This window comes from Lentzea kentuckyensis, assembly GCF_002150765.1.
GTDB classification, from domain to species: Bacteria; Actinomycetota; Actinomycetes; order Mycobacteriales; family Pseudonocardiaceae; genus Lentzea; species Lentzea kentuckyensis.
Genome location: NZ_MUYM01000043.1, coordinates 88,741 through 112,652, shown reverse-complemented (window position 1 = coordinate 112,652; position 23,912 = coordinate 88,741). Strand labels below are relative to the sequence as shown.

Genomic DNA, 23,912 nt, shown 5'->3' with positions numbered 1-23,912 from the left:
GGCGCGTCCGCCCCACGACCGGTCGTGATCAGCGGGTCGGGCCGGTCCAGTCCGCTGAGATGCGGGCGACGCGAACGCGCTGCGGGTGGTCACCGACTGGCACGGAGACGACCTTCTGGCCGGTGCCGAAGTCGATCGCGGTCACCTGGTCGGAGCCGCTCTCGGAGATGACGCACGCGCGGCCGTCGCCGCTCACGGTGGCCCAGTACGGCTTGGAGGCCGTGACGAGCGGGCCTTCCTGCAGGGTGTCGCGGTCGACGACGGTGGCGTAGTCGTCCATCGTCCCGGCGACGCACAGCTTGCTGCCGTCCGGGCTCATCGACAGGCCGTGGTGGCGCGAGTCGTTGACGTACGTGGTGCGGTCGTCGCTGGTGTTGGAGTTCTTCGGCAGGGTCTTGACCCGCGTGACCTTGTCGGTGGCGACGTCGTACTCGACGAAGCCGTTGAAGAACGACACCTGGAAGTACAGCTTCGAGAAGTCCGGGCTGAACATCGCCGGGCGCACGGCGTTGGACAGGTCCTTGCGGCCGTAGGCGTCCAGCTTGCCGCGCATGTCGATGGTCCGGACGATCTGGAACGTCGTGGCGTCGACGACGGTGATGTGCCGGTCGCCCTTCATGAAGTCCTGCCACGGCGCGTCGAAGTTGTTGTTGACCTCGCCGATCGACATGTTCCAGATGTACCGGCCGCCGTTGGTGAAGACGTTCTCGTGCGGCTTGTCACCGGTCTTGAACGAACCGAGCTGCTGGCCGGTGTTGATGTCCAGCACGTGCACGGTGTTGGAGGTCGACGCCGAGACCGCGATCCTGGTGCCGTCCGGGGAGACGGCCATGTGGTCGGACCGGAAGCCCGACACCGGGAACCGCCACTTGATCTTCCCGGTGGCCAGGTCGAGGGAGACCACGTCGGCGAAGCTGGGCCGCGAGACGACCATGGCCGTGCCGTCGGGGGTGGCGTACATGTCGTCGACGAACTGGTCGTGCCCCTCGCCGGGGCCCGACCGGATGCCGAGGAAGAACGCCAGCTTGATCGGGTTGAGGTAGATCTCGGTCAGCCGCGCGTCCTTGTCCGGGATGACGTTGAGCCGGCCGATCTTGGCGAAGTCACCGGTGGACTTGATGACGTCGGCGGTGCCGTCCCAGTTGTTGCCGACGAACATCACCTCCCGCAACGGCGCCGCGGAGGCGGCCGGGGCGGTGACGCAGGCGGCGAGCACTGCCGCCGTGGCGGCGGCGTGGATGAGGCGACGGCGCCTGAGAGCGCTTCCGCGGGCTTTCCGGGCAGGGTCGGACATGGCATCTCCGAGTGAGGTGGGCGCCGGCTGGGAAGGCGCATGCCGCAGGGGAAATCTGAACTTGGCCAAGTTCAGATCTTGGCTACTGGATAGTAGGCTGGTGTGATGCCAGCCACAAGACCAGTGGAGAAAACCGGTCCGCAGCTCCGCTGGAGGCGCGATGGCAGGCAGGATCACGCCGGCGGAAGGCCGTTACGGGGGCAAGGACGCGGCGCAGCGCCGGGACGAGCGGCGCGGGCGGTTCCGGGCGGCCGGCCTGGAGACGTTCGGCGCGGAGCCGGGCTACCGGGGCACCCGCCTGGGTGATCTCTGCAAGGCCGCCGGGCTGTCGAGCAGGCAGTTCTACGAGGAGTACCGGACCCTGGAAGACCTGCTGGCCGACCTGCACCTGTACGTCAACGACGTGGCGGGCCAGGCGGTCGCCGCCGCGCTGCCCGCGCTCGGGCACCTGACCCTGGCCGAGTCGTTGCCCGCGATGGTGCACGCCTACGTGAAGGGCGCCTGTGCCGACCTGCGCCACGCCCGCATCGCCTACGTCGAGGTGGTCGGCGTCAGCCCGCGGATGGACCGCCAGCGCCTCGAACGCCGCGCCATCTGGGTGGAGTTGATCAACCGGCTCGCGGCGGAGGCGGTCAGCCGCGGGGAGATCCCGCCGGGCAACTACCGGATCACCGCGGCGGCCATCATCGGTGCCGTCAACGGGCTCATGCACGACTGGGTCGTCGGCTGGGTCGACGCGACGCTGGACGAGGTCGCGGACGAACTGGCCCAGATGGTGCTCGGCAGGTACCAGATCGCCACGTGAGCACGGCGAAGGACCGCCCGGGTCGCCCCGGACGGTCCGATGTGGACGGTCAGCCGGTGTAGCGGAGGTCCGCCTTCGGGGCGTAGCCGTAGCCGCCGGTGCTCAGGTACACCTCCCACCACGCGTTGTTGACGGGCACGCACGTGGCAGGTCCGGTCAGGTGCTCGCCCTTCACCTTGGTGCGCACGACGGGGTACGACGTGCCGGGGCCGCTGCGGATGGACGTCCTGGTCGCGACGACCACGTAGTTGCAGTCGGCCGCCACGGACACCTCACCCGTGCCGGCGGCGGAGGGTGCGGCCTGAGCGGCCGTGACGCCGACACCCAGCGCCATCAGCGCCGCCGCGGCGAACGTCGCCGTGCGCACCAGGAAGTTGTTACCAGACATGGTTTTCCTTCCCCCATCCTTGCTCGTCCCCGGCCAGTTCCGGGGCCGTGCCGACCACTCTGGCCGCGCCGGGCGCCGTGGCGGAGGGAGGAAACCGGGGAGGATTCGGCCGCTGATTCCTCCCCTCGCGGTTGACAACCCGTCCCGGCCTGCCGAGGCTGGTTGGCCTGGGGTGCCGCGACAGGGGGAGGTCCGCGGTAAATGGGGGAGAACGAGCTGTTGCGCGCTGCTCGTGAACGGACGGAGTCGAGACGACACGCGGGGGAGCGACTGTCCCGCCACGAACTGGCCGAGCTGGCGAACGCCCATCTCTGGACGCGCCACGGCAGGAAGGTGGAGCTGGACGCGCACTACGTGGCGAAGCTGGAACGTGGTGTGATCCGGTGGCCCAACGCCCGGTACCGCGAGGCGTTCCGGGCGATCCTCGGGAACGCCTCCGACGCCGAGCTCGGGTTCGTCAACCCGCGCCGCGCCGCCGAGCCGGTTCGCGAGGATTCCGTCGTGACACCGGTACCGCGCCAGCTTCCGCCCGCGTCGGGACGGTTCACCGGTCGCGCCGCGGAGCTGGCGGTGCTCGGGGAGTGCGGCGCGGGCGTCACGGTGCTGTCCGGTGCGGGTGGCATCGGCAAGACCTCGCTCGCCCTGCACTGGGCCCACCGCGCCGCCGGCGACTTTCCGGACGGGCAGCTGTTCGCGGACCTGCGCGGGTTCGGTCCCGACGGCCCGCCGATGGATCCTTCGGTGGTGCTGGGCGGTTTCCTGCGGGCGCTGGGGGTCGCCGCGGCCGACCTTCCGGCGGATTCCCCGGCACAGCAAGGTCTTTACCGCAGCCTGCTGGCCGGCAAACGCGTGCTCGTCGTGCTGGACAACGCCTCCGACACGGCTCAGGTGCTGCCGTTGCTGCCCGGCGCGGGTTCGTGTGCGGCCGTCGTCACCAGTCGCCGGGTGCTGACCGGTGTGGTCACCGCGGTGGGCGCGCACCACCTCGCCGTCGATCCGCTCGGCGACGACCAGGCACGTGCGTTGCTGGAAAGGCATCTCGGCGTGGCGAGACCGGCGGCGGAACCAGTCGCGACGGCGGAGCTGATCAGGTTGTGCGGCGGGTTTCCGCTCGCGCTGGCGGTGTTCGCGGCGAGAGCGGCGGCCAGTCCGCGCGTGCCGCTCGCCGCGTTCGCCGCGGAACTGCGCGATCTCGGCCTCGGCGCCTTCGAGAACGACGACCCGGCTGCCAGCCTGCCCGCCGTTCTCTCGTGGTCGTGCCGGGCGCTCACCGAGGAAGAACGGTTCGTCTTCGCCCACCTCGGCGTCGCTCCCGGCCAGGACATCGGGCTCGCGTCGGTGGTCAACCTGACCGCGCTGCGACCCGCCGGGGTCCGCAAGGCGTTGCGCGGCCTGACCGAGGCGTCGCTGGTCACGCGAAGCGCCCGGGACCGGTACGCGCTGCACGACCTCGTCCGGCAGTACGCGGCGACCTGTCTGCCGGGAACACCGGAGCCGGCGTTGCGGCGCCTGACCGATTTCCAGCTCGCGACCGGCCACGCCGCCGATCGGCTGCTGGCTCCACACCGCCCGCGCCAGGTGGTGTTCCCCGAGGTGACCCCGCACCACGCGGACCTGCCCGCCGACGCCACCGCCGCGCTCGCGTGGTTGGACGACGAGCACCAGAGTCTGCTGGCCGCCCAGCACGCGGCGCAGGAGAGGGGCTGGCACGACGTCGTGTGGCGCATGGCGTGGGTGCTGCACACGTACACATATCGCCCGGTCAGCTGTCCCACCGGATCGCCACGTGGGAGGCGGCGCTGGCCGTCGCCGGCCACCTGGACGAACGCGAGCGCGCGGTCGTGCATCGCTACGCGGGCAACGCCTACGTCGACGCACAGCGCGCGGAGGAGGGAGTGTGGCACCTGCGCCGCGCCCTCGACCTGGCCGAGCGGCAGGGAGACGTCGTCGCCATCGCGACCACCCACCACGACCTCGCGGGCGCCTGGGAGGAACGGGGCGACGACCGGCGGGCGCTGGCCCACGCCCGCCACGCCCTGAAGCTGTTCCGCACGCTCGGCAACCCCGTCTGGGAGGCCTTCGCCCTCAACGACGCGGGCTGGTACGCGGCCCGCGTCGGTGACCACGACACGGCGCGAAGACATTGCCGGGAAGCTCTGGAACTGCACCGCCGGCACGGCAACCACGTCGGCGAGGCCGCGACGCTGGACAGTCTGGGCTACAGCCACCACCACGGCGGCGAGCACGAGTCCGCCGCCGAGCACTACCGGGAGGCGTTGAACCTCTACCGTGCCATCGACCACCCGTTCCAGGTCGCTCGCACACTGGCCAGGCTGGGTGACGCCTACGCCGCCATGGGAGCGCGCGACGGTGCCAGGGAGGCGTGGCAGGAGGCGCTGGAGCTGTTCCGTTCCCAGCACCGCACTCGCGAGGCGGAGCGGGTGCGCGTCCGGCAGCGCGAAGTTCTGTTCGCCGGCAAGGTTTGAGCCCGGGACGGTCGACGCGGTGCGGTTCCAGCGGCTCGCGCGGGAAGGTCACACGACGCTGGCGGCTTCGCGCACTGATCCGCAATTCGGTGGACCGCAGGAGCCGGCCCGGCCACAGTGGTGATCGTGGACTCCAGCACCAGGCACAACCGGATCGCGTGGGAAACGGCGTCGCGGAAGTACGTTCACGAACACGAGGAGCTGCTCGAACAGGCCAGGAACACCTCGTCGCTGGTCGAGTGCGAGCTCGCCCTGCTGCGGCCTCTGCTGGCGTCCGCGCCCGCTGTGGTGCACCTGCAGAGCGGCCACGGACTGGACGACGTCGACCTGATCGCGCACGGCGCCCGGCAGGTCGTCGGCGTCGACTTCAGCGAGGTCGCGGCCACCGCGGCGCAACGCAGGGCGGACGAGCTGGGCGTGCGGTGCCGGTACGTGGTGGCCGCGCTGCCGGGTGCGCCGTTGCGCGACGGGTGCGCCGACCTCGTCTACACCGGCAAGGGCGCGCTGATCTGGATGCCGGACCTGGCAGCGTGGGCCGCTGACGCCGCCCGCCTGCTGCGACCGGGCGGTCACCTGTTCGTGCACGAGGCGCATCCGATGGTGCCGTTGTGGACGTGGGACGAGGACGAGCCCAGGATCCGGCCGGACCGCGGCTACTTCGAGCGCTCACACGTCAACGACTCGTTCCCCGCCAACGGCGCGGTGGAGTACCAGGCGACGCTCGGCGAGATCATCACCGCGGTCCTAGGAGCGGGGCTGGAGCTGCGGCACGTGGCGGAGCACCCGGAACCGTTCTACCGGTGGGGCGCGCTCGACGCGGCGGCGTGGCGCGGACGGCTGCCGAACACGTTCACCTTGCTGGCGCGCAGGCAACCCTGATCCGATACGTCCTAAGTAGACGGTGCCGTGGTGCCGCGCGGCAGGTATCGGGCGGTGGGGGACCAGCGCGGCGTGACGGGAACTCCGTCGACGCGTTCGAGCACCGACTCCGCCACCGACACGCCGAACTGGTGCACGTCCACGCTCATCGTCGTGAGCGCGGGGGAGGCCAGGCGGCACAACGTCGAGTCGTCCCACGCCACGAGGCTCAGTTCAGCCGGCACCGCGACGCCCAGTGCCGCGGCGGCGGCGAGCCCGGCCACCGCCATCACGTCGTTGTCGTAGAGGATCGCGGTCGGCGGTTCCGGACCGCTCAGCAGCGAGGTGGTCAGCTTGGCGCCCGCTTCCTCCGAGTAGTCGCCCTCCACGATCACCGGCTCGACGCCGGCCGCCGCGCAGCCCGAGAGCAGCGCGGCGGTGCGGGCGCGGGTGTGCTGGAGCGCGGAGGGTCCGGTGACCCTGGCGATCCGGCGGTGGCCCAGGTCGAGCAGGTGCCCGAGCGCCTCGGTCATCGGGCCGGCGTGGTCGGTGCGGACCGCGGGCAGGTCCGGGTCGTCACCGACGACGACGGCGGGCAGGCCGAGTTCCTGGAGGACGGCCGGGCGTGGATCGTCCACGACGGGATTGACCACGACGGTCGCGTCGACCAGGCTTCGGCTCGCCCAGCGGCGGTAGGCGGCGATCTCGGCCTCGTGGTCCGCCACCACGTGCAGCAGCACCGAGAGGTCGCGCTCGGCGAGCCGTTCCTCGATACCCGCGATGAACTCCATGAAGAACGGCTCGACGCCGAGCAGCCGGGCCGGCCGGGCCAGCACCAGCCCGACCGCACCGGTCGACTCCTCGTGCATCAGGGCACCACGCCGAGGTCGTTGGCACAGCGCAGCACCAGCGGATCGGTGAAGGCCGCGGGATCGACCACGGCGTCCGTGCGGATGTGGAACACGCGCACCTCGCCGGCGAGCATCGGCACGAGCATGTCGTCCACCACGGCGTCGGGCGCGACCCGGTCCGCCAGGATCGCCACGTCCTGGGCGAACGAACTCGCGCGCACCTCGACCTCGTAGCCGCCGGGCACGGCTTCCGCCTGGGCGGCAAGGGGATTCGGGTGGTAGTCCAGCTCGGTGTCCTGGCGGAACGGCAGGATCGCGCGCGCGTCGGCGGTGGTCGCCACCATCACCTCCGCGTCGTCGTGCGCCGGCTGCAGTAGAGCTTCGTCCAGGTCGAGCACCAGGGTGGACCTGGGCGGAACCGTCCGGCGCAGTCTAATCAGGTGCAGCGTGACACCGCGGAACGTCTGCCGGTCGAGCGTGATGTGCGCGTCCCACGGTTCGTCGTGGTCGTTCACCGCGACGAGCACGAGCCTGCCGTCACGCGGCTGGAAGGTGAGGATCCGGGGCGCGAACGCGTGCCGCAGCCCGTACCACAGGGGCTTGCGGCGCTCCTCGCTGTCGATCGCCGCCCACGACGTGACCGGCCAGCAGTCGTTGAGCTGCCACATGATCGCGCCGGCCGTGCGCGGCCACCAGGAGCGGAAGTGCTCGATGCCGAAGCTCACCGCGCGCGCCTGGTTGAGCTGCGTCGCCCAGTGCCAGTCCGGGAACCGTTGCGGGACCGGCAGGTGCGCCGCCAGGCCGCGGTCGAGCTTCCCGTTGCCGTCCTCGGCCTTCTGGTGGACCAGGAAGCTCGGTGAGGTCGGGCTGAGCGGCTCGTCGTGGATCCAGCGGGTGAGCGTGGCCCAGGCCGGCGGGCCCTGGAACCCGAACTCGGAGCAGAACCTCGGCACGTGGTCGCGGTAGTGCGTGTAGTCGACCTCGTTCCAGACCTGCCACTCGTGCCGCGTGCCGTGGTTCTCGTCGTTCGGGTGCAGGCCTTCCACCGGGCTGTACGGGCTGCTGGGGCAGTAGAACCGGGTCGGGTCGAGCTCGGCGACGATCCCCGGCAGCAGGTCTTCGTAGTAGCCCAGTCCCCAGGTCCGGCCCTCCAGCTGCCAGGGCCAGCCCCAGTCGGCGAACCCCCACAGGTTCTCGTTGCCACCGTTCCACAACGCCAGCGAGGCGTGCGACATCAGGCGGACGACGTTCTCGCGGGCCTCGGCCTCCAGCTCGCCGCGCACCGGCTCTTCCTCCGGGTACGCGGCGCACGAGAGTGGGAAGTCCTGCCACACCAGCACACCGCGTTCGTCACACACGTCGTAGAAGTCGTCGGACTCGTAGATCCCGCCACCCCACACGCGGAGCAGGTTGACGTGCGCGCCCACGGCCTGGTCGACGCGCCGGACCAGCCGCTCGCGGGTGATCCGGGTGAGGAAGTGGTCGTCGGGAATCCAGTTGGCGCCCTTGACGAAGATCGGCTTGGAGTTCACCACGACGGTGAACGGCGTGCCGATCTCGTCGGGCGTGGTGTCCACGGTGATCGTCCGGAAACCGATCCGCCGCGTCGCACCGTCCACAACGGCCGATCGGCCGCGCAGCACGACTTCGAGGTCGTAGAGCGGCTGCCGGCCGTATCCGGTGGGCCACCACAGGTCGACGTCGGGGACGTCCACGCGGGCGATGACCGTCGTCTGTCCGGCCGGGACGGTCACCGTGTGCTCGCGGGCGCCCACGGTGATCTCCAGGGTCAGGTTCTCGCGTGGTGCCGCCGCCCACTCGACGTCGACGTGCAGCTCGACGTGCCCGGTGCCGTCCGGGGACACGGTCACGACCGGGCGCACCTGAGCGAGCCGGGCGGTGTGCCAGCGCTCCAGCCGGACCGGCCGCCAGATGCCCGCGGTCTGCAGGTCCGGGCCCCAGTCCCAGCCGAAGCTGCACGCCATCTTGCGGATCATGTTGAACGGGTGTGCGTTGACGTGCGCGCGCGGCCCGAGCCCCGCCTCGACCTTTTCGGCGTGCGCCAGGGCGGACGAGAACGACACGGCGAGGTCGTTGCCGCCGTCGGTGAGGTGCTGCCGGACGTCGAAGCGGTAGCTCCGGTGCATGTTCGCGGTGTGGCCGAGCAGGTGGCCGTTGAGCTCGATCGCGGCCATGGTGTCCAGGCCGTCGAACACGAGGTCCACCCGCTCGTCCGGCGGCACCGGCGCGGCGAGGAACGTGGTGCGGTAGCGCCAGTCCGCGCGGTGCATCCAGGCCAGCTCGGTCTCGGCCTGGTCCAGGAACGGGTCGGTGATCAGCCCGGACGCCAGCAGGTCGAGGTGGGTACTGCCGGGCACGGTCGCGGGCACGGTCCTGCCCCTGACCTGGTCCGGTACCTCGTTCGTCGTCGCGGTCAGCTGCCAGCCGTCGTGCAGGTACTGGCGGATCAAGACGGACCTCCCTGGCGGAAACGGGCTTCGGGGTCGGGCGCGGCGGCGGCCAGCTGCCGGGTGTACGGGGCTTCTGGACGCACGAGCACGTCGTCGCTCGGGCCGCGTTCGACGATCCGGCCCCGATGCATCACCAGGACCTCGTCGGAGAAGTGCCGTGCGGTGGCCAGGTCGTGGGTGATGTAGAGGACGGCGAGGTTCTCCTCGCGTTGCAGGCGGGCGAGGAGTTTCAGCACTCCCAGCCGGATCGAGACGTCCAACATGGACACCGGCTCGTCCGCGATGATCACCCGTGCGCCCGGAGCGAGTGCGCGGGCGATCGCCACCCGCTGCCGTTGGCCGCCGGACAGCTCGTGCGGCCGCCGGCGCGCGAAGTCCGGGCTGAGGCTCACCTTCTCCAGCAGCAGAGGCACTTCCGCGCTCGTCCGCCCGTGCAGTCGCAACGGCCGGGCGAGGTGGTGCTCGACCGTGTGGAACGGGTTGAGCGAGGCGAACGGGTCCTGGAAGATCATCTGGACGTGGTCGCGGTAGTTCCGCCGGGGCACCGGTTCGCCGTCCGGCCCGGTCAGCAGGATCTCCCCGGAGGTGGGGCGGACCAGGCGGGCGATCATCCTGGCGATCGTCGACTTGCCGGAACCGGACTCGCCGACCAGCGCCACCGTGCGGCCGGGCGTGAGCGTGAACGACACGTCGTCCACCGCGCGCAACCTGTGGAACGTCTTGGTGAGGCCGCGAACTTCGAGTGTCGTCATCGGGTCAGTGCTCCCGGTTCGCCGGTCAGGCTGGGGAACGACGCCAGCAGCTCACGGGTGTACGGGTGCTGGGGCCGCAGGTACAGCTCCTCGGCCTCGGCGTACTCGACGACCTCGCCGTCGCGCATCACCGCGATCCGGTCGCTCAGCTCCAGCAGCAACGGCAGGTCGTGCGTGATGAACACGACCGCGAACCCCAGCTCGTCGCGCAAACGTTTGATCTCGTTCAGGATCTCGCGCTGCACCAGGACGTCGAGCGCCGTGGTGGGTTCGTCCATGATCATGACCTGCGGGTCGAGCAGCAGGGCCATCGCGATCATCACCCGCTGCCGCATGCCGCCGGACAGCTCGTGCGGGTAGGCGCCGAGCCTGGCCGGGTCGACGCCGACGAGCCGCAGCACCTCCGCACAGCGCAGCTCACGGTCCGGAGTGGACATTCCCGGTCGATGGGTGCGCAGGACGTCCTGCAGCTGGGCGCGGATCGGGGTGACCGGGTTCAACGAGTTCATGGCGCCCTGGAACACCATGGAGAGCCGCACCCAGCGGAACTCCCTGAGCTCCTCCGGCCCCAGCGCCAGCACGTCGACGTCCTCGAACGTCACGGAGCCGGACGTCACCTCTGCCGGTGGCCGGTGCAGGCGGTTGATCGCGTAGGCGAGCGTGGTCTTGCCGCACCCGGATTCCCCGGCCAGGCCCAGGATCTCGCCCCGCCGCAACGTGAACGACACGTCCTTGACGGCGTGCACCGGCTTTTCGCCCTGGTACACGACGTTCAGGTTCCGGACCGTGAGCACCGCATCGGGTTCCGCTGGGGTCGGTTCCGCGGCGACGACATCGCGTTCGCGCCGGGCCCGGTCACGCAGCTTCGGGTTGATGATCTCGTCGATGCTGAAGTTGATGAGCGCCAGCGCACCGCCGAACAACGCGATGATCAGCCCGGGCGGCACGAACCACCACCACGCTTCGCGTTGCAGCGCGAAGCCGTTCTGGGCGTAGTAGAGCATCGTGCCGAGGGTCGACGAGTTGGCCGCGCCGAGTCCGAGGAACGACAGTCCCGCCTCGCTGAGGATGGCCAGGACGACCGCGAACACGAACTGGGAGGCGAGGATCGGCAGCAGGTTCGGCAGGATCTCCACGCAGATCACCCGCCAGGTCTTCTCGCCGGACACCCGTGCCGCGGCCACGTAGTCCCGGTTGCGCAACGACAGCGTTTGCGCCCGCAGCACCCGTGCGGCCGCGGCCCACCCGGTGATCGCCAGCACCAGCGAGATCGTCCACGTGCCGCGCTGGTCCGCCGGGACGAACCCGGCGACCACGATGACCAGCGGCAGGCCCGGGATCACCAGCATGACGTTGGAGAACAACGAGAACGCCTCGTCGACGAACCCGCCGGCGTAGGCACCGACGATGCCGAACACGCCGGACAGCACGGTGGCCATGACCCCGACCAGCACCCCGATCCACAGCGAGCCGCGAGTGGCGTGGGCCAGCTGCGCGAGGACGTCCTGGCCGGTCAGCGTGGTGCCGAGCAGGTGCTCGCCGCCGGGCGGGGTGAGACCGATGTCCCTGATCGTGGCCGGATCGCCGGTGAGCAGCGGCCCGACGAGTCCGAACAGGACGATCAGCGCCGCCAGGCCGAGACCGGCGCCGAGTTTTCCTGACCAGGTCATGACACGCTGCTCCGATCCCTCGTGCGGGCGTCGATCAGCCCGTACAGCAGGTCCACGACGAGGTTCGCGCCGAGCACCGCGATGGTGATCACCAGGAAGATCCCCTGCATGAGCGCGTAGTCGTTGTTCTGCACGGCCTGCAGCAGCTTCGACCCGATGCCGGGGTAGGAGAACACCTGTTCGGTGACGATCGACCCGGACACCACGAAGCCGAGCGAGATCGCGAACCCTGCGACCGACGGCAGCACCGCGTTGCGGGCCGCGTACCGGATCATGATCCGGCTGTCGGTCAGGCCCTTGGCCCGCGCCGTGAGCACGTAGTCCTCCGACATGGCCGAGACCATCATGTTGCGCATGCCCAGCAGCCACCCGCCGATCGACGAGATGACGATCGTCAGCGCGGGCAACGCGCCGTGGTAGATCGCCGAGCCGATGAACTCCGGATCCCAGCCGGGATCCAGCACCACGTCGTAGCCGCCGTTGAGCGGGAACCAGCCCAGCCCCGACGAGAGCACCGCGACCAGGAGCAGCGCCAGCCAGAAGTACGGCACCGCGGACAGCACCGTGGTCGCCGGCACCAGCGAGTCGAGCCAGGTGCCGCGCTTCCAGCCGACGACCGCGCCCAGCCCGACACCGAGCAGGAACGAGATCAGGGTCGCGAGCCCGACCAGGACGACGGTCCACGGCAACGCGTCGGCGATCACGTCCGACACCTTCGCCGGGAACGCGCTGACCGACACCCCGAGATCGCCGCGCAGCAGGTTGCCGAGGTACGCCAGGTACTCCTCGGCGAACGACTCCTTGCCGCCCGTGCCGAGCAGGGTCTCGTAGGCCGTGCGGGCGGCGGGGTCGACCGATCCACCGCGCTGCTGGAGCTTGGCCATCAGGATGTCGACCGGGTTGCCCGGCAGCATCCGCGGGATGACGAAGTTCAGCGTCACCGCCGCCCACAGCGCCGTCAGGTAGAAGGCGAGCTTGCGCAGGTAATAGCCCATGGTCAGTTACCGGCGGGCTTGAGCTTCATGTACACCTGGGAGGCGTCCGGCCGCTTCCACACGGCGGGGAACGCGTAGAGGTCGTCCTTGCTCGGCCAGCCGGTGAAGGCCTTGGCGTTGAACTCGCTCGGGATCCCGCCGGTCAGCACCGGGATGTACGGCAGGTACTTCTCCAGCTCGACCTGGATGGCGTCGTAGTGCGGCTGCCGCGCGGGGTCGCCGCGGTCGGTCTTCTTCAGCGCGGCCAGCGCGTTGTCCACGATCGCGTTGCTGAACCGGGCGAAGTTCGGGTTCGCGGGCTGGCCGACCGGCGCCGTCGTCGCGGTCGAGAAGAAGTAGCTGTAGGTGTAGTACGGGTCCGGTGCGGGGCCCTGCTCCACCGAGTCGATCAGCAGCTCGTACTGGCCGCGGCCGCGGGCGTCGGCCCACTCGTTCCACGAAAGCTGCTGCGGGGTGATCTTGATGCCGATCTTGAGCAGCTGCTGGCTCAGCGTCTCGAGCGTGGTGATGTAGTCCGTCCAGCCGGCGACCACCTTCACCGTGAGCGCCAGTGGCTTGCCGTCCTTGGCGTAGAGACCGTCCGCGCCCTTGACGTAGCCGGCGGAGGTGAGGATCTGGTCGGACTTGGCGACGTTCGCGTCCATCGGCGCCATGCGGTCGGTGAGCTTGCTCGACAGCAACCCCGCGTCGCGCGGCTGCAGCGTGAAGCCGGGGGACATCTCGCTGTTGACGTTCTGGAACGCCAGCGAGTTGATCTGCGTCCGGTTCATGCCGTAGTAGATCGCCTTGCGCACGGCGGGGTCGGTCTGCGCGCCCTGGCAGCCGAGCTGCGCGTTGGAACAGGTGAACAGCGCGACCTGGTTGAGCGGCAACGTGATCGCCTTGTAGCCGGGGTAGTTCTTCTCGATGTCCTTGATGTCCGGGATCGGGCCGGTCTGCCAGTCCACGGACCCGGCCTTCAGCGCGTCGACGCCGGCCTGGTTGCCGGACAGCGACAGGTACCTGACCTGCTTGAGCGCCGGCTCGCCGCCCCAGTACTTCGGGTTGGCCTTGAGGGTGAACGACTGCGCCTTGAAGTCGCCGAGCTGGAACGGTCCGGTGCCGACCGGGTTCGGGTTCACCTCGGTCGCCGGCGTGGCGTAGTTCTTCCAGATGTGCTCGGGCATGATCCAGAGCTGGCCCAGCACCTGCGGTCCGTCCATGTAGGACGGTTCGGGGAACTTGACGGTGACGTGGGTGTCGTCGACCGCGGTGACCGTGCCCTTGAAGCCGGTCTTGTTGACGGCCGGGGTCTTGGCGACCATGTCGAGGGTGAACTTCACGTCCTCGGCGGTGAACTTCTCGCCGTCGGACCAGGTCACGTTGTCCCGCAGGGTGACCGAGAGCTCGGTGCCGTCCGCGTTCCACTTGAACTCGGTGCCCAGCATGGGTTTCGGCGGCTGGTCCTTGGCGATGTTGAAGAAGAACAGCGGCTCGTAGATCGTGCCCGGCCCCTCGATCTGGGTGGGGGCGTACGGGTTGAAGTTGAGCTGGAAGTCGCCTGCCTGCCCGGTGTAGACGACGAGGGTGTCCCGGCTGCCACCACCTCCGCCGGATCCCGAACAGGCCGCGGTGCCCGCAAGGACCACCGCCAGACCGAGTGCGCAGAGCTTCTTGAGCATCGTTGATCCTCCCCGTCGCTGGGTGGTTCGCGGCGAGGATTCTTCAGTTGATAAACAAAGAAAGTCAACGGTCCGAGATGCTTTACTGGTTGCCACTTGTCGATGAGGACAAGTTCGTCGTTCGACGGAGGAATGCGGTGAGCGGACCGGCGCGGGTGACCCACGCCAGCACCAGAGCGGCCGTGCTGGACCTGATCCGCGCGGCCGGCATGATCAGCCGCGTCGGGCTGGTGAACGCCACCGGTCTCACCGGCGGCACGATCTCCACCGTCGTCCGCGGCCTGCTCGACGAGGGTCTGGTCGCCGAGACCGGGCACGCCGAGTCCACCGGCGGCAAACGCCGAGTCATGTTGCAGCTCAACCACTTCGCGCGTTATGCCGTCGGCGTGCACCTCGACGACGCGCGGATCACCTACGTGCTCACGAACCTCGGCGGCGCCGTCGTCGCGCGCATCTCACGTGCGGGCAGCGGCACGGACGAACCCGCGGCCGTGGTCGCGCGGATGGCTCGCGAGGTCGGCGCGCTGATCGAGAGCGTCGGTGTCGAACGCGATCGAATCCTGGGCCTCGGCCTGGTGTCGGCCCGCCCGTCGGCGCACGACTCGTTCGCCCGCGAGGTCGAACTGGCCACCGGGCTGCCGGTGGTGCTGGACGACGACGCGACCGCCGCCGCGATCGGCGAGCACTGGTCCGGTGGCGTCGGGGCCACGTCGACGTTCGCCGCGATCTACATGGGCACCGGCCTCGGCGCCGGTGTCGTGCTGGGCGGCGCCACGCACCGGGGACCGAGTGGCCACGCCGGTTCGATCGGCCACACGTGCCTCGACGTGGACGGACCGCGGTGCTGGTGCGGCGGGTCGGGATGCCTGGAGGTGCTGGCAGGTCCCGCCGCGGTGGTCGCGCAGGCGCGGGCCGACCGGTCGCTGTCCCGCGCGGCCGGCCTGGTGGGTGGCCGGACCCGTGGCGTGGCACCGGTCGCGGCGGACTTCGCGGCGATCAGCAGGGCGGCCCGGCAGGGCAACGCGCGGGCGCTGGCGTTGCTGGAGCGGTCCGCCCGGTACATCGCGGTGGCCGCGCGCTCGCTGGCCAACGTGCTGGACCTCGAGGTGCTGGTGCTGACCGGCCCGAGTTTCGCCATCGCGGGCTCCGTCTACCTGCCGGTGCTGCGCGCCGAGCTGGACAGCGCGTTCATCGCCCGCGACGCGCACCCGGTCTCCGTGCGGTTGTCGGCCTCGGCCGCGTCGGCCCCGGCGATCGGGGCCGCGGCGATCGTGCTGCAGTCCGAACTCGTGCCGCGCCGGCAGGCCCTCCGCCTACCGGACGACCTGGCCGCCGACGAACCCCCGGTCTTCGTCCGCTGACCGTGACGGCCGCCCGCCCCGAAGCGCCCCTGTTGCCGGCCGGCACGCGGGGCCCCTTCGTGCTCTCATGCGAAACGAAAGGTCCCCGCGTGTCCAAAAATGGGGCTGGTGGGGAGCATGTGGGTGAACGGGCACTAGGCCTTACGGGCAGACGTTCGAGGTGCTGTTGTTCAGCTTGAGGTTGCGGAACGTCGTGTTGGTGCCGCAGGGGCTTTCGCGCACCGACGAGTTGGTGACGGTCAGGTTCTGGATGGTGATGTCGCTGTTGTTCGGGAACTCCGAGCGCGCGGCCAGCCGGATCTCCCCGCCGCCGGTCACGGTGCCGCTCTGGGCCGCGAGGTTCACGTTGTAGCAGTTCTCGATCAGGACGGCGTTGTTGCCGGTGTTCGCCAGATCGATCCGGTCGATGGTGAGCCCGCCGCTCTCCGACACGCAGAACACGCCGCGGCCGCCGCCACGGGCCCGGACCGTGCCGACCCGGATGTTGGTCGGATAGCCCGAGCCGACGCGCCCGTTGCGGTTGGCCGTGCGGAACGCCGCGTACCCGGTGCCCGCGCCGGCGTTCTCGGCGTCCACCGTGCCGACCGTGGCGTTGATGGTGTCGTTGAGCAGCAACCCGGACTCACCGACGTTGCGAGCCGTCACTGTGCCGACGGTGAGGCCGTCCACGCCGTACGTCTCGACGGCGTGGCTGCCGGCGCCGGACACGAAGACGTTGTCGATCCTGATGTTGCGGCTGCGCACGCTGGTGTTGCCGCGGTTGTCGATCCGCACGCCGAGGCCGCCGGACAGCCTCATGTCGATCTGCCCGAGGACGAGGTTGTCGACGTTGCGCATGAAGATCCCGTACAGCGGGCGTCCGGTGAGGCTGAGGTAGCGGACCTCGACGTCGCGGGTGCCGCGTGAGTAGATCGGGGCCTGGTCTCCGGAACCGGTGCCGGTCACGTTGATCGTGCCGCAGACGTCGATGCCGGTGTAGCTGGGCAACGAGATCCGGGCGCCCGCGCTCACCGAACCGTTGCCGCGCACCACGACCCACTGTTTCGAGGTGCGTCCCGCCGTGAGGCTGTCCACCGCGGCCTGGACGGCCGACCGCATGTCGCCGCCGGTGTAGACGGTGCGGCCGCCGTTGCGGGCGGTCCACGTGCTGCCGCTCAGCACGGCCTCTGCGTTGAACGCCTGGTCGCCACAGGCCAGGAGCCGCGGCTCCGCGTGTGCCGGCGGCACGCCGCCGAGCATCGCCGACACGGCCACGATCGCGCCTGCTCGCCACCTGGTCGAGAACATGGGGAAATCTCCCTTCCGCCAAGAGAATTTGGGGAATCGACGGGGCTTCCTCGTCAGGCATGTTATCGCTAACATTCGTATCAGAAAAGGTAATCGAAGCGATTCGATTCGAATTCGAACGGTGAGAGCGGTCGAATGAAATTCAGCAACGGGTACTGGCTGCTGCGCGACGGCGTCAAGGCGGCGCATCCGGTCGAGGTCTACGACATCACCCAGACGGCGGGGAAGTTGGTGGTGCACGCGCCGACCCGCCCGATCCGCCACCGCGGTGACCTGTTGCAGGGCCCGGTCGCGACGGTCCGGTTCTCCTCACCGATGCCGGACGTGATCGGGGTGAGCCTCACGCACTTCGAGGGCGAGCGACCCAGACAGCCGGAGTTCGCGCTGGCCACCGGGGAACCGCACGTGCACCTCACCGACGAGAGCCTGACCTCCGGCGCGCTGCAGGTGCGGATCGGGCGCGACTGGAAGGTCGAGTTCGTCGCCGGCGACCGGGTGCTGACCGCCAGCGAGGGCAAGGGCATGGGCTTCCTGACGCTGGACGACAAGCACTACGTCCGCGACCAGCTGTGCCTCGGCGTCGGCGACGTCGTGTACGGGCTCGGTGAGCGTTTCGGGCCGTTGGTGCGCAACGGCCAGGTGGTGGACATCTGGAACGCGGACGGCGGCACGAACAGCGAGCAGGCGTACAAGAACGTGCCGTTCTACCTGACCAACGCGGGTTACGGCGTGTTCGTCAACCATCCGGGACACGTGTCGTTCGAGGTCGCCTCGGAAAAGGTGACCTGCGTGCAGTTCAGCGTCGAGGGGCAGTCGCTGGAGTACTTCGTGATCTACGGTCCGAGCCCCAAGGAGATCCTGCGCAAGTACACGTTGCTGACCGGCAGGCCGACGGTGCCGCCGATGTGGTCGTTCGGCCTGTGGTTGTCGACGTCCTTCACCACGTCGTACGACGAGCAGACGGTGTCGAGCTTCATCGACGGCATGATCGAGCGCGACCTGCCGTTGAGCGTGTTCCACTTCGACTGCTTCTGGATGCGCGAGTTCAACTGGTGCGACTTCGAGTGGGACCCGCGCATGTTCCCGGACCCGGTCGGCATGCTCGACCGGCTGAAGTCGAGGGACCTGCGGATCTCCGTCTGGATCAACCCCTATGTGGGGCAACGGTCCCCGCTGTTCGCCGAGGGGGTCGAGGGCGGTTATCTGCTCAAGCGGCCCAACGGTGACGTGTGGCAGTGGGACCTCTGGCAGCCGGGCATGGCCCTGGTGGACTTCACCAACCCGGCCGCCCGCGAGTGGTACGCGTCCAAACTGGACGCTCTGCTCGACCAGGGCGTCGACTGCTTCAAGACCGACTTCGGCGAACGCATCCCCACCGACGTCGAGTACTTCGACGGCTCCGACCCCGAGCGGATGCACAACTACTACACCTACCTCTACAACAAGACCGTCTTCGAGGTGCTGCGCAAACGCCGTGGTGACGGGGACGCCGTGGTGTTCGCCCGTTCCGCCACCGCGGGCTCGCAGCAGTTCCCGGTGCACTGGGGCGGTGACTGCGAGTCGACCTACGAGGCCATGGCCGAGAGCCTGCGCGGCGGGCTTTCCCTGGGGCTGTCCGGGTTCGGCTTCTGGAGCCACGACATCGGCGGGTTCGAGGGCACGCCGAGTCCGACGTTGTACAAGCGGTGGATCGCGTTCGGCCTGCTGTCGTCGCACAGCCGTCTGCACGGCAGCTCGTCGTACCGGGTGCCGTGGCTGTTCGACGAGGAAGCGGTCGACGTGCTGCGGGTGTTCGCCAAGCTCAAGGCCCGGCTGATGCCGTATCTGCACCACACCGCGCTGCAGGCCGCGACAGAGGGAACGCCGATGATGCGGGCGATGGTGCTGGAGTTCCCGGACGATCCGGCGTGCACCCACCTCGAACGGCAGTACATGCTCGGCGACAGCCTCCTGGTGGCGCCGGTGTTCTCGGACAGCGGCGAGGTGTCGTTCTACGTGCCGGAGGGCACCTGGACCGACTTCTTCACCGGTGCCGAGGTCGTCGGGGGCCGGTGGACAACGATGTCTTGCGACTTCCTGACCGTGCCGTTGCTGGTGCGGCCGAACACGGTGCTGCCGCTCGGTGCCGTGGACGACCGCCCGGACTACGACTACGCCGACGGGGTCACGTTGCGGATCCACCACCTCGACGACGGTGCCTCGATCACCACCGAGGTCGCCGGTGCCACGTTCCACACGCGCCGCACCGGCGACCGGGTCGAGATCGAGGCCGAGTCACCGCCGGCCGCGTGGCAGGTTCAGCTCCGCACTGGGGAACCGGTTCCCGCCACGGGTGGCGCGGTGACCATCGAGCTCACTTGAGGTAGCCGGACAGGGGGATGCGCTGGTCGCGCAGGGCTTTCGCGACGACCCCGGCGATCTGCCTGGCACCGGCCGCCTCGAAGTGGGTGTGGTCGTTGCAGAAGAAGTCGCCGACCGGGCCTTTGGTGTAGTCACCGTCGTTGGGGCACAGCTTGAGCGTGTTGTAGAGCGTGTAGCTCAGCTTGTGCAGGTCGATGACGGTGACACCACTGGCCCGGGCCGCGTCGGCGGTCTCGGTGAGGAAGCCGCGGGTGGCGACGGCGGAGTTGCCGCTGCACCTGATCGCCGAGACGGGGGTGAGGAAGATCGGGGTGACGCCGCGGTCCTTGGCGGCCTTGGCCATCACGGTGAGGAGTTCCTTGTACCGCGCGGAACCCACGTGCCGGGGGCAGGCGCGGTCACCGTCGTTGATCCCGAACTGGATCATCAGGTAGTCGCCGGCCTTCATCCCGTTGGTGGGATCGAGCATGCTGAGCCAGCGCTGGTGGTACGTCTTCGGGTCCACCACGCATTCGCCGGCCGAGTCCATGGTGCTCTTGACGTTGGACTCGTACAGCCAGGTCTGGATGCTCCGGCCCGCCACGGCGCTGTTCACCACAGTGACGTCGTCCTTGAACAGCGCGTCGAACTGGTTGCCCCAGCCGACCGGGCAGCTGGACCTCGGGTCGGCCATCGTCGAGTCGCCGGCGAGCCACACCTTCACGCTCGCGGCGCTGGCGGACGCGCCACTGGCGGCGGGGACGCAGTCGGGTCGTTCCGCCGAGGCAGGAGCGGCACTGGCGACGAACGGCAGGACGGCGAGCGCGACCAGGGTCAGAATTCGTTTTCGCACAACGGTCTCCAGACAGGGTTGTCGATCTGCGTGCCGCGGGCGATCACCGGCGAACCGGAGCGCATGGGACGAGGCTAGGGCGAGTTCGTCGATTCGAGCAATTGTGTCGAATCGAGTCGATTCCTTGGTCGCAAAGGAGTTGAGCGCGAGGATGCGGCCTTTCGAATTCGTCGAAGCGCATCGATTTCCGCCAGAATGCCTTGACGAGTGCGAGGCGTCGTGCCAGCTTTCGGTTCATGTCACGACTATTCGTTGGTGGGCGGTCGATCCGCTGGCTCATCGGTTCGGTGGTCGGTGCGGTGATCGCCGCCGGCGTCACGCCGGCGGCCTCGGCGGACGTCCAGGCGCGCAGCGCGATGGACCAGGTCGCGGCGATGCAACCGGGGTGGAACCTCGGCAACACGCTCGACTCGACCGGCGCCGACGAGACGTCGTGGGGCAACCCGCGCATCACCGAAGCGTTGCTGGACAACGTGAAGAGGCAGGGCTTCAAGAGCATTCGGCTGCCTGTCACGTGGAGCGCGCACCTGGCACCGGACGGCACGATCGAGGCCGCGTACCTCGACCGGGTCAAGGAGGTCGTGCGCTGGGCGTTGGCGCGCGGTCTGTCCGTGATGGTCAACATCCATCACGACTCGTGGCAGTGGATCAACACCATGCCGGCGGACCGGACCGGCGTGTTGAGCCGCTTCAACGCCGTCTGGACGCAACTGTCCGCCGCTTTCCGCGATTTCGGGCCGAAGCTGTCGCTGGAAAGCGTGAACGAGCCGCAGTTCGCGAACAGTTCCGGGCAGGCACAGGAAATCCAGCTGCTGAACGAGCTCAACGCGTCGTTCCGGGACATCGTGCGGCGGTCCGGCGGCAACAACGCGAACCGCCTGCTGGTCCTGCCCACCCTGCACACGTCGGCCGACCAGCCGCTGGTCGACGCGCTGGCGAACCAGATGCAGGGCCTCAACGATCCCAACCTGGCCGCGACCGTGCACTACTACGGTTACTGGCCGTTCAGCGTGAACATCGCGGGCGGCACCCGGTACGACGCCACCGCGCAGAACGACCTCACCGGCTACTTCGACCGGGTCTACAACGCCTTCGTCGCGAAGGGCGTCCCGGTGATCCTCGGCGAGTACGGGCTGCTCGGTTTCGACCGGCACACCGGGACCATCGAACAGGGCGAGAAGCTCAAGTTCTTCGAGCACCTCGGCCACTACGCGCGGACCAAGAAGATCACCACGATGCTGTGGGACAACGGCCAGCACTTCGGTCGCACCTCGTTCCAGTGGAAGGATCCCGACCTCTACGCGCAGATCAGGTCCAGCTGGACGACCCGCTCCGGCACCGCGTTCACCGACCAGGTGTTCACCGAGCGGTCGAGCACCATCACCGCCAGGACGATCGCCCTGAACCTCAACGGAACCTCGTTCACGGGGCTGTGGCAGGGCAACACCGCGTTGGTCCGCGGCCGGGACTACACCGTCACGGGTGACCAGCTCACGCTCACCGCGCAGGCGTTGACGAAGCTGAGCGGATCGCGGCAGTACGGCACGAACGCGGTGCTGACGGCCCGCTTCTCCCGAGGCGTGCCGTGGCAGCTGAACCTGATCACCTATGACCGTCCGGTGCTCTCGAACGCAAGCGGCACAACGGCTTCGTTCGCCATCCCGACGAACTTCCGCGGCGACCTGCTCGCCACGATGGAGGCCAAGTACGCCGACGGCACGAACGCCGGGCCGAACGACTGGACCTCCTTCAAGGAGTACGACCGCACCTTCGCGCCCGACTACCCGGCCGGGACCACCCTGCTGAGGCCCGACCTCCTCAACAGCCTCAGGGACAACGCACGAGTGACGCTCACGTTCCACTACTGGAGCGGCACCAAGGTGACCTACTACGTCACCAGGTCGGGCAGCAACATGACAGGAGCGATCGCATGATCCGTACAACGGCCGTCGTCCTCGTCGCCGCGCTGCTCGGCGCGCCCGTCGCCCAGGCGGCACCGGGTGTCCTGGACCAGGCGCACACCGCGGGCCGGGTCACGAAGTCCGGCCAGTACACCTGGCCCGGCGTCTACTTCGAGGGCCGGTTCCGCGGCACCAGCGTCGGCATCTCGCTCAACGACTCGACGAACTACTACGACGTGCAGATCGACGGGCGAACCGTGGCGACGCTGACGAAATCGGGCCGCACCACCTACTGGGTGCGCGGCCTGAGCAACGCCGAGCACCGCGTCCGGCTCGTCAAACGGTCGGAGAGCCCGTGGGCGGCGGGAGAGTTCGGCGGGTTCGTGGGCACCGTGCTGCCGAAGCCGGCGGCACGAGCCCGGCAGATCGAGTTCATCGGCGACTCGCTGACCGCGGGCTACGGCAACCTGTCCACCACCCGCGACTGTTCGGCGAACGGTGGCGTGGACCGCAACACCAACACCGACCTGAGCTTCGGGGCGCTCACCTCGCGCGCGCTGAACGCCGACTACCAGGTCAACGCCATCTCCGGTCGCGGCATGGTGCGCAACTACGGTGGCGGCGATCCAGGCGTCAGCTACCGCACCTTCTACGACCGGGCGTTGCTCAACGTCGAAGGCGACGTGTGGCAGAACCCCGGCAACTGGCGGCCGCAGCTCGTCGTGGTCGGACTGGGCACCAACGACTTCTCCACCGCGCTCAAGCCCGGCGAGCAGTGGCCCGACACGGCCAGCCTCGTCACCGCCTACAAGTCCGCCTACCAGGGCTTTCTGAACAAGCTGCGGGCTCGCTTCGGCGCCGGCACGACGATCGTCGTGTCCGTGCCGGAGGGGTCCGGCACGTTCGCCGACGCCGCCAGGCAGGTCGTACAGGAGCGGGGCGACAGCCGGGTCCGCTACTGGAACTACGCTGACCCGGCACTGGACCGGCTCGGCTGCGACTGGCACTTCTCACAGCACGACCACCAGTTGATCTCCAAGCTGCTGAACGACTACATCAGAGGATTGAGGCTGAACTGGTGAGAAGGCGTGGACTCGCGGTACTGGTGGTGGCCGTGTCGGCAGTGGCGATCGGTGGTCTGGCGGTCCGGGGCAACGCGGACGTGACCGGCCGCGCCGTCGCCGCCGCGATCACCACGACCACGGCGCCACCACCGACGGTGCCGCAGTCCACGCCGACCACCTCGTCACCGTCCTCCACGCCGCAGTCCTCCTCCGCACCACCGGCGACCGTCGCGGCGGCCGGCGCGCCACTGGCAGGGAAGATCAAGCCGGGCGTCACCCGGAACGCGCCGGCCACGTTCTACGGCACCGATGGCGGCGGCGCGTGCTCGTACGACCCCGGCCCGGACCCGTTGACGGTCGCGATGAACTGGTCGGACTACGAGGACTCGAAGGCCTGCGGTGCGTACATCCTGGTGCGCGCCAACGGCAAGAGCCTCACGGTGCGGGTCACGAACCTCTGCCCGGCGCCGTGCCGGGTCGGGCAGCTGGACCTGAGCCGCGAGGCGTTCGCCCGGCTCGCCGACCCGCAGCAGGGCGAGATCCCCGTGACGTGGACGCTGGTCAGCCCGCCGCTGGAGAAGAAGATCTCGGTGCGCTACAAGACCGGGTCCAGCCAGTGGTGGTGCGGCATCCAGGTGATCGACCACCGCAACCCGGTGGCACGGCTGGAGGTGCAGGCCGGCGGGCAGTGGAAGGAAGTCCGGCGCGCCGAGTACAACTACTTCCTCTCCGAGAACGGAGCCGGTTGCGGTGGCGCCCTCGCGGTCACCGACATCTACGGCGAGCGTCTCGTCGTGAACCCGCTGCCGGTCAAACCGGACGTGGTTCAGCCCACGAGCGTGCAGTTCGCCGTGCGCTGACGGCTCGCTCTCGGC

Annotated in this window: 19 protein-coding genes; 9 read left to right on the top strand and 10 right to left on the bottom strand. The window is 69.3% G+C overall.

Annotated elements, in window-relative coordinates:
• Window positions 1-28: 28 nt before the first annotated feature.
• The gene (locus tag B0F77_RS21490) at window positions 29-1,294 is read right to left on the bottom strand and encodes a PQQ-binding-like beta-propeller repeat protein (protein ID WP_086664734.1); all 1,266 of its coding nucleotides are present in this window, start codon (window positions 1,292-1,294) and stop codon (window positions 29-31) included.
• 160 nt (window positions 1,295-1,454) lie between these two features.
• On the opposite strand from B0F77_RS21490, the gene B0F77_RS21485 reads away from it, so the two are divergent.
• The gene (locus tag B0F77_RS21485; protein WP_086664733.1) at window positions 1,455-2,099 is read left to right on the top strand and encodes a TetR/AcrR family transcriptional regulator; all 645 of its coding nucleotides are present in this window, start codon (window positions 1,455-1,457) and stop codon (window positions 2,097-2,099) included.
• 49 nt (window positions 2,100-2,148) lie between these two features.
• Here B0F77_RS21485 and B0F77_RS21480 read toward each other — a convergent pair whose 3' ends face one another.
• Window positions 2,149-2,487 carry an SH3 domain-containing protein gene (locus B0F77_RS21480; protein ID WP_086664732.1) on the bottom strand — a complete coding sequence of 113 codons (339 nt, stop codon included), beginning with the start codon at window positions 2,485-2,487 and terminating at the stop codon, window positions 2,149-2,151.
• A gap of 201 nt (window positions 2,488-2,688) precedes the next feature.
• Here B0F77_RS21480 and B0F77_RS49920 point away from each other — a divergent pair, with 201 nt between their 5' ends.
• The 3 genes from B0F77_RS49920 (at window position 2,689) to B0F77_RS21470 (ending at window position 5,852) form a co-directional block, all read left to right on the top strand.
• Window positions 2,689-4,527, top strand: a complete 1,839-nt coding sequence (locus B0F77_RS49920; protein ID WP_245848504.1) for an NB-ARC domain-containing protein — start codon at window positions 2,689-2,691, stop codon at window positions 4,525-4,527.
• On the top strand, window positions 4,410-4,973 hold the full coding sequence (locus B0F77_RS48015; protein ID WP_245848519.1) for a tetratricopeptide repeat protein: 564 nt from the start codon (window positions 4,410-4,412) through the stop codon (window positions 4,971-4,973). The genes B0F77_RS49920 and B0F77_RS48015 overlap by 118 nt, the downstream gene beginning before the upstream one ends.
• A gap of 126 nt (window positions 4,974-5,099) precedes the next feature.
• Complete coding sequence (locus tag B0F77_RS21470) at window positions 5,100-5,852, top strand: class I SAM-dependent methyltransferase (RefSeq protein WP_086664789.1); 753 nt, start codon at window positions 5,100-5,102, stop codon at window positions 5,850-5,852.
• 11 nt (window positions 5,853-5,863) lie between these two features.
• On the opposite strand, the gene B0F77_RS21465 is transcribed toward B0F77_RS21470, so the two are convergent.
• Genes B0F77_RS21465 through B0F77_RS21440 form a run of 6 tightly spaced genes read right to left on the bottom strand, consistent with a single transcriptional unit; the run spans window position 5,864 to window position 14,231 of the window.
• On the bottom strand, window positions 5,864-6,700 hold the full coding sequence (locus tag B0F77_RS21465; RefSeq protein WP_086664731.1) for a LacI family DNA-binding transcriptional regulator: 837 nt from the start codon (window positions 6,698-6,700) through the stop codon (window positions 5,864-5,866).
• Entirely contained in the window at window positions 6,700-9,153 is a 2,454-nt protein-coding gene (locus tag B0F77_RS21460) for a glycoside hydrolase family 2 protein (protein ID WP_086664730.1), read from the bottom strand. Before B0F77_RS21460 ends, B0F77_RS21465 begins: the two co-directional genes overlap by 1 nt.
• Window positions 9,150-9,905: an ABC transporter ATP-binding protein gene (locus B0F77_RS21455; protein ID WP_086664729.1), complete on the bottom strand. Its 756-nt coding sequence runs from the start codon at window positions 9,903-9,905 to the stop codon at window positions 9,150-9,152. Before B0F77_RS21455 ends, B0F77_RS21460 begins: the two co-directional genes overlap by 4 nt.
• Window positions 9,902-11,575 carry a dipeptide/oligopeptide/nickel ABC transporter permease/ATP-binding protein gene (locus B0F77_RS21450; protein ID WP_086664728.1) on the bottom strand — a complete coding sequence of 558 codons (1,674 nt, stop codon included), beginning with the start codon at window positions 11,573-11,575 and terminating at the stop codon, window positions 9,902-9,904. Before B0F77_RS21450 ends, B0F77_RS21455 begins: the two co-directional genes overlap by 4 nt.
• A complete protein-coding gene (locus B0F77_RS21445) occupies window positions 11,572-12,570 on the bottom strand; it encodes an ABC transporter permease (RefSeq protein ID WP_086664727.1) in 999 nt (332 codons plus the stop codon). The genes B0F77_RS21450 and B0F77_RS21445 overlap by 4 nt, the downstream gene beginning before the upstream one ends.
• A 2-nt stretch (window positions 12,571-12,572) precedes the next feature.
• Window positions 12,573-14,231 (bottom strand): ABC transporter substrate-binding protein, encoded by a 1,659-nt coding sequence (locus B0F77_RS21440; protein ID WP_086664726.1) that lies wholly within the window; start codon window positions 14,229-14,231, stop codon window positions 12,573-12,575.
• Between the two features lie 137 nt (window positions 14,232-14,368).
• Here B0F77_RS21440 and B0F77_RS21435 point away from each other — a divergent pair, with 137 nt between their 5' ends.
• On the top strand, window positions 14,369-15,592 hold the full coding sequence (locus B0F77_RS21435) for an ROK family protein (protein WP_086664725.1): 1,224 nt from the start codon (window positions 14,369-14,371) through the stop codon (window positions 15,590-15,592).
• Window positions 15,593-15,733: 141 nt separating this feature from the next.
• Here the strand turns inward: B0F77_RS21435 and B0F77_RS21430 are convergent, their stop codons facing one another.
• Window positions 15,734-16,879, bottom strand: coding sequence for a hypothetical protein (locus tag B0F77_RS21430; RefSeq protein ID WP_245848503.1), 1,146 nt, complete (start codon window positions 16,877-16,879; stop codon window positions 15,734-15,736).
• Between the two features lie 135 nt (window positions 16,880-17,014).
• On the opposite strand from B0F77_RS21430, the gene yicI reads away from it, so the two are divergent.
• A complete protein-coding gene (gene yicI, locus B0F77_RS21425) occupies window positions 17,015-19,240 on the top strand; it encodes an alpha-xylosidase (protein ID WP_086664724.1) in 2,226 nt (741 codons plus the stop codon).
• On the opposite strand, the gene B0F77_RS21420 is transcribed toward yicI, so the two are convergent.
• A complete protein-coding gene (locus B0F77_RS21420) occupies window positions 19,233-20,072 on the bottom strand; it encodes a GDSL-type esterase/lipase family protein (protein WP_211293912.1) in 840 nt (279 codons plus the stop codon). The two genes, yicI and B0F77_RS21420, sit on opposite strands and share 8 nt — an antisense overlap.
• A gap of 236 nt (window positions 20,073-20,308) precedes the next feature.
• Here B0F77_RS21420 and B0F77_RS21415 point away from each other — a divergent pair, with 236 nt between their 5' ends.
• The 3 genes from B0F77_RS21415 to B0F77_RS21405 are packed head-to-tail and all read left to right on the top strand — an operon-like array spanning window position 20,309 to window position 23,897.
• On the top strand, window positions 20,309-22,006 hold the full coding sequence (locus B0F77_RS21415; protein ID WP_086664723.1) for a cellulase family glycosylhydrolase: 1,698 nt from the start codon (window positions 20,309-20,311) through the stop codon (window positions 22,004-22,006).
• The gene (locus B0F77_RS21410) at window positions 22,003-23,055 is read left to right on the top strand and encodes an SGNH/GDSL hydrolase family protein (RefSeq protein ID WP_086664722.1); all 1,053 of its coding nucleotides are present in this window, start codon (window positions 22,003-22,005) and stop codon (window positions 23,053-23,055) included. Before B0F77_RS21415 ends, B0F77_RS21410 begins: the two co-directional genes overlap by 4 nt.
• On the top strand, window positions 23,052-23,897 hold the full coding sequence (locus tag B0F77_RS21405) for an expansin EXLX1 family cellulose-binding protein (RefSeq protein WP_245848502.1): 846 nt from the start codon (window positions 23,052-23,054) through the stop codon (window positions 23,895-23,897). Before B0F77_RS21410 ends, B0F77_RS21405 begins: the two co-directional genes overlap by 4 nt.
• Window positions 23,898-23,912: the final 15 nt, after the last annotated feature.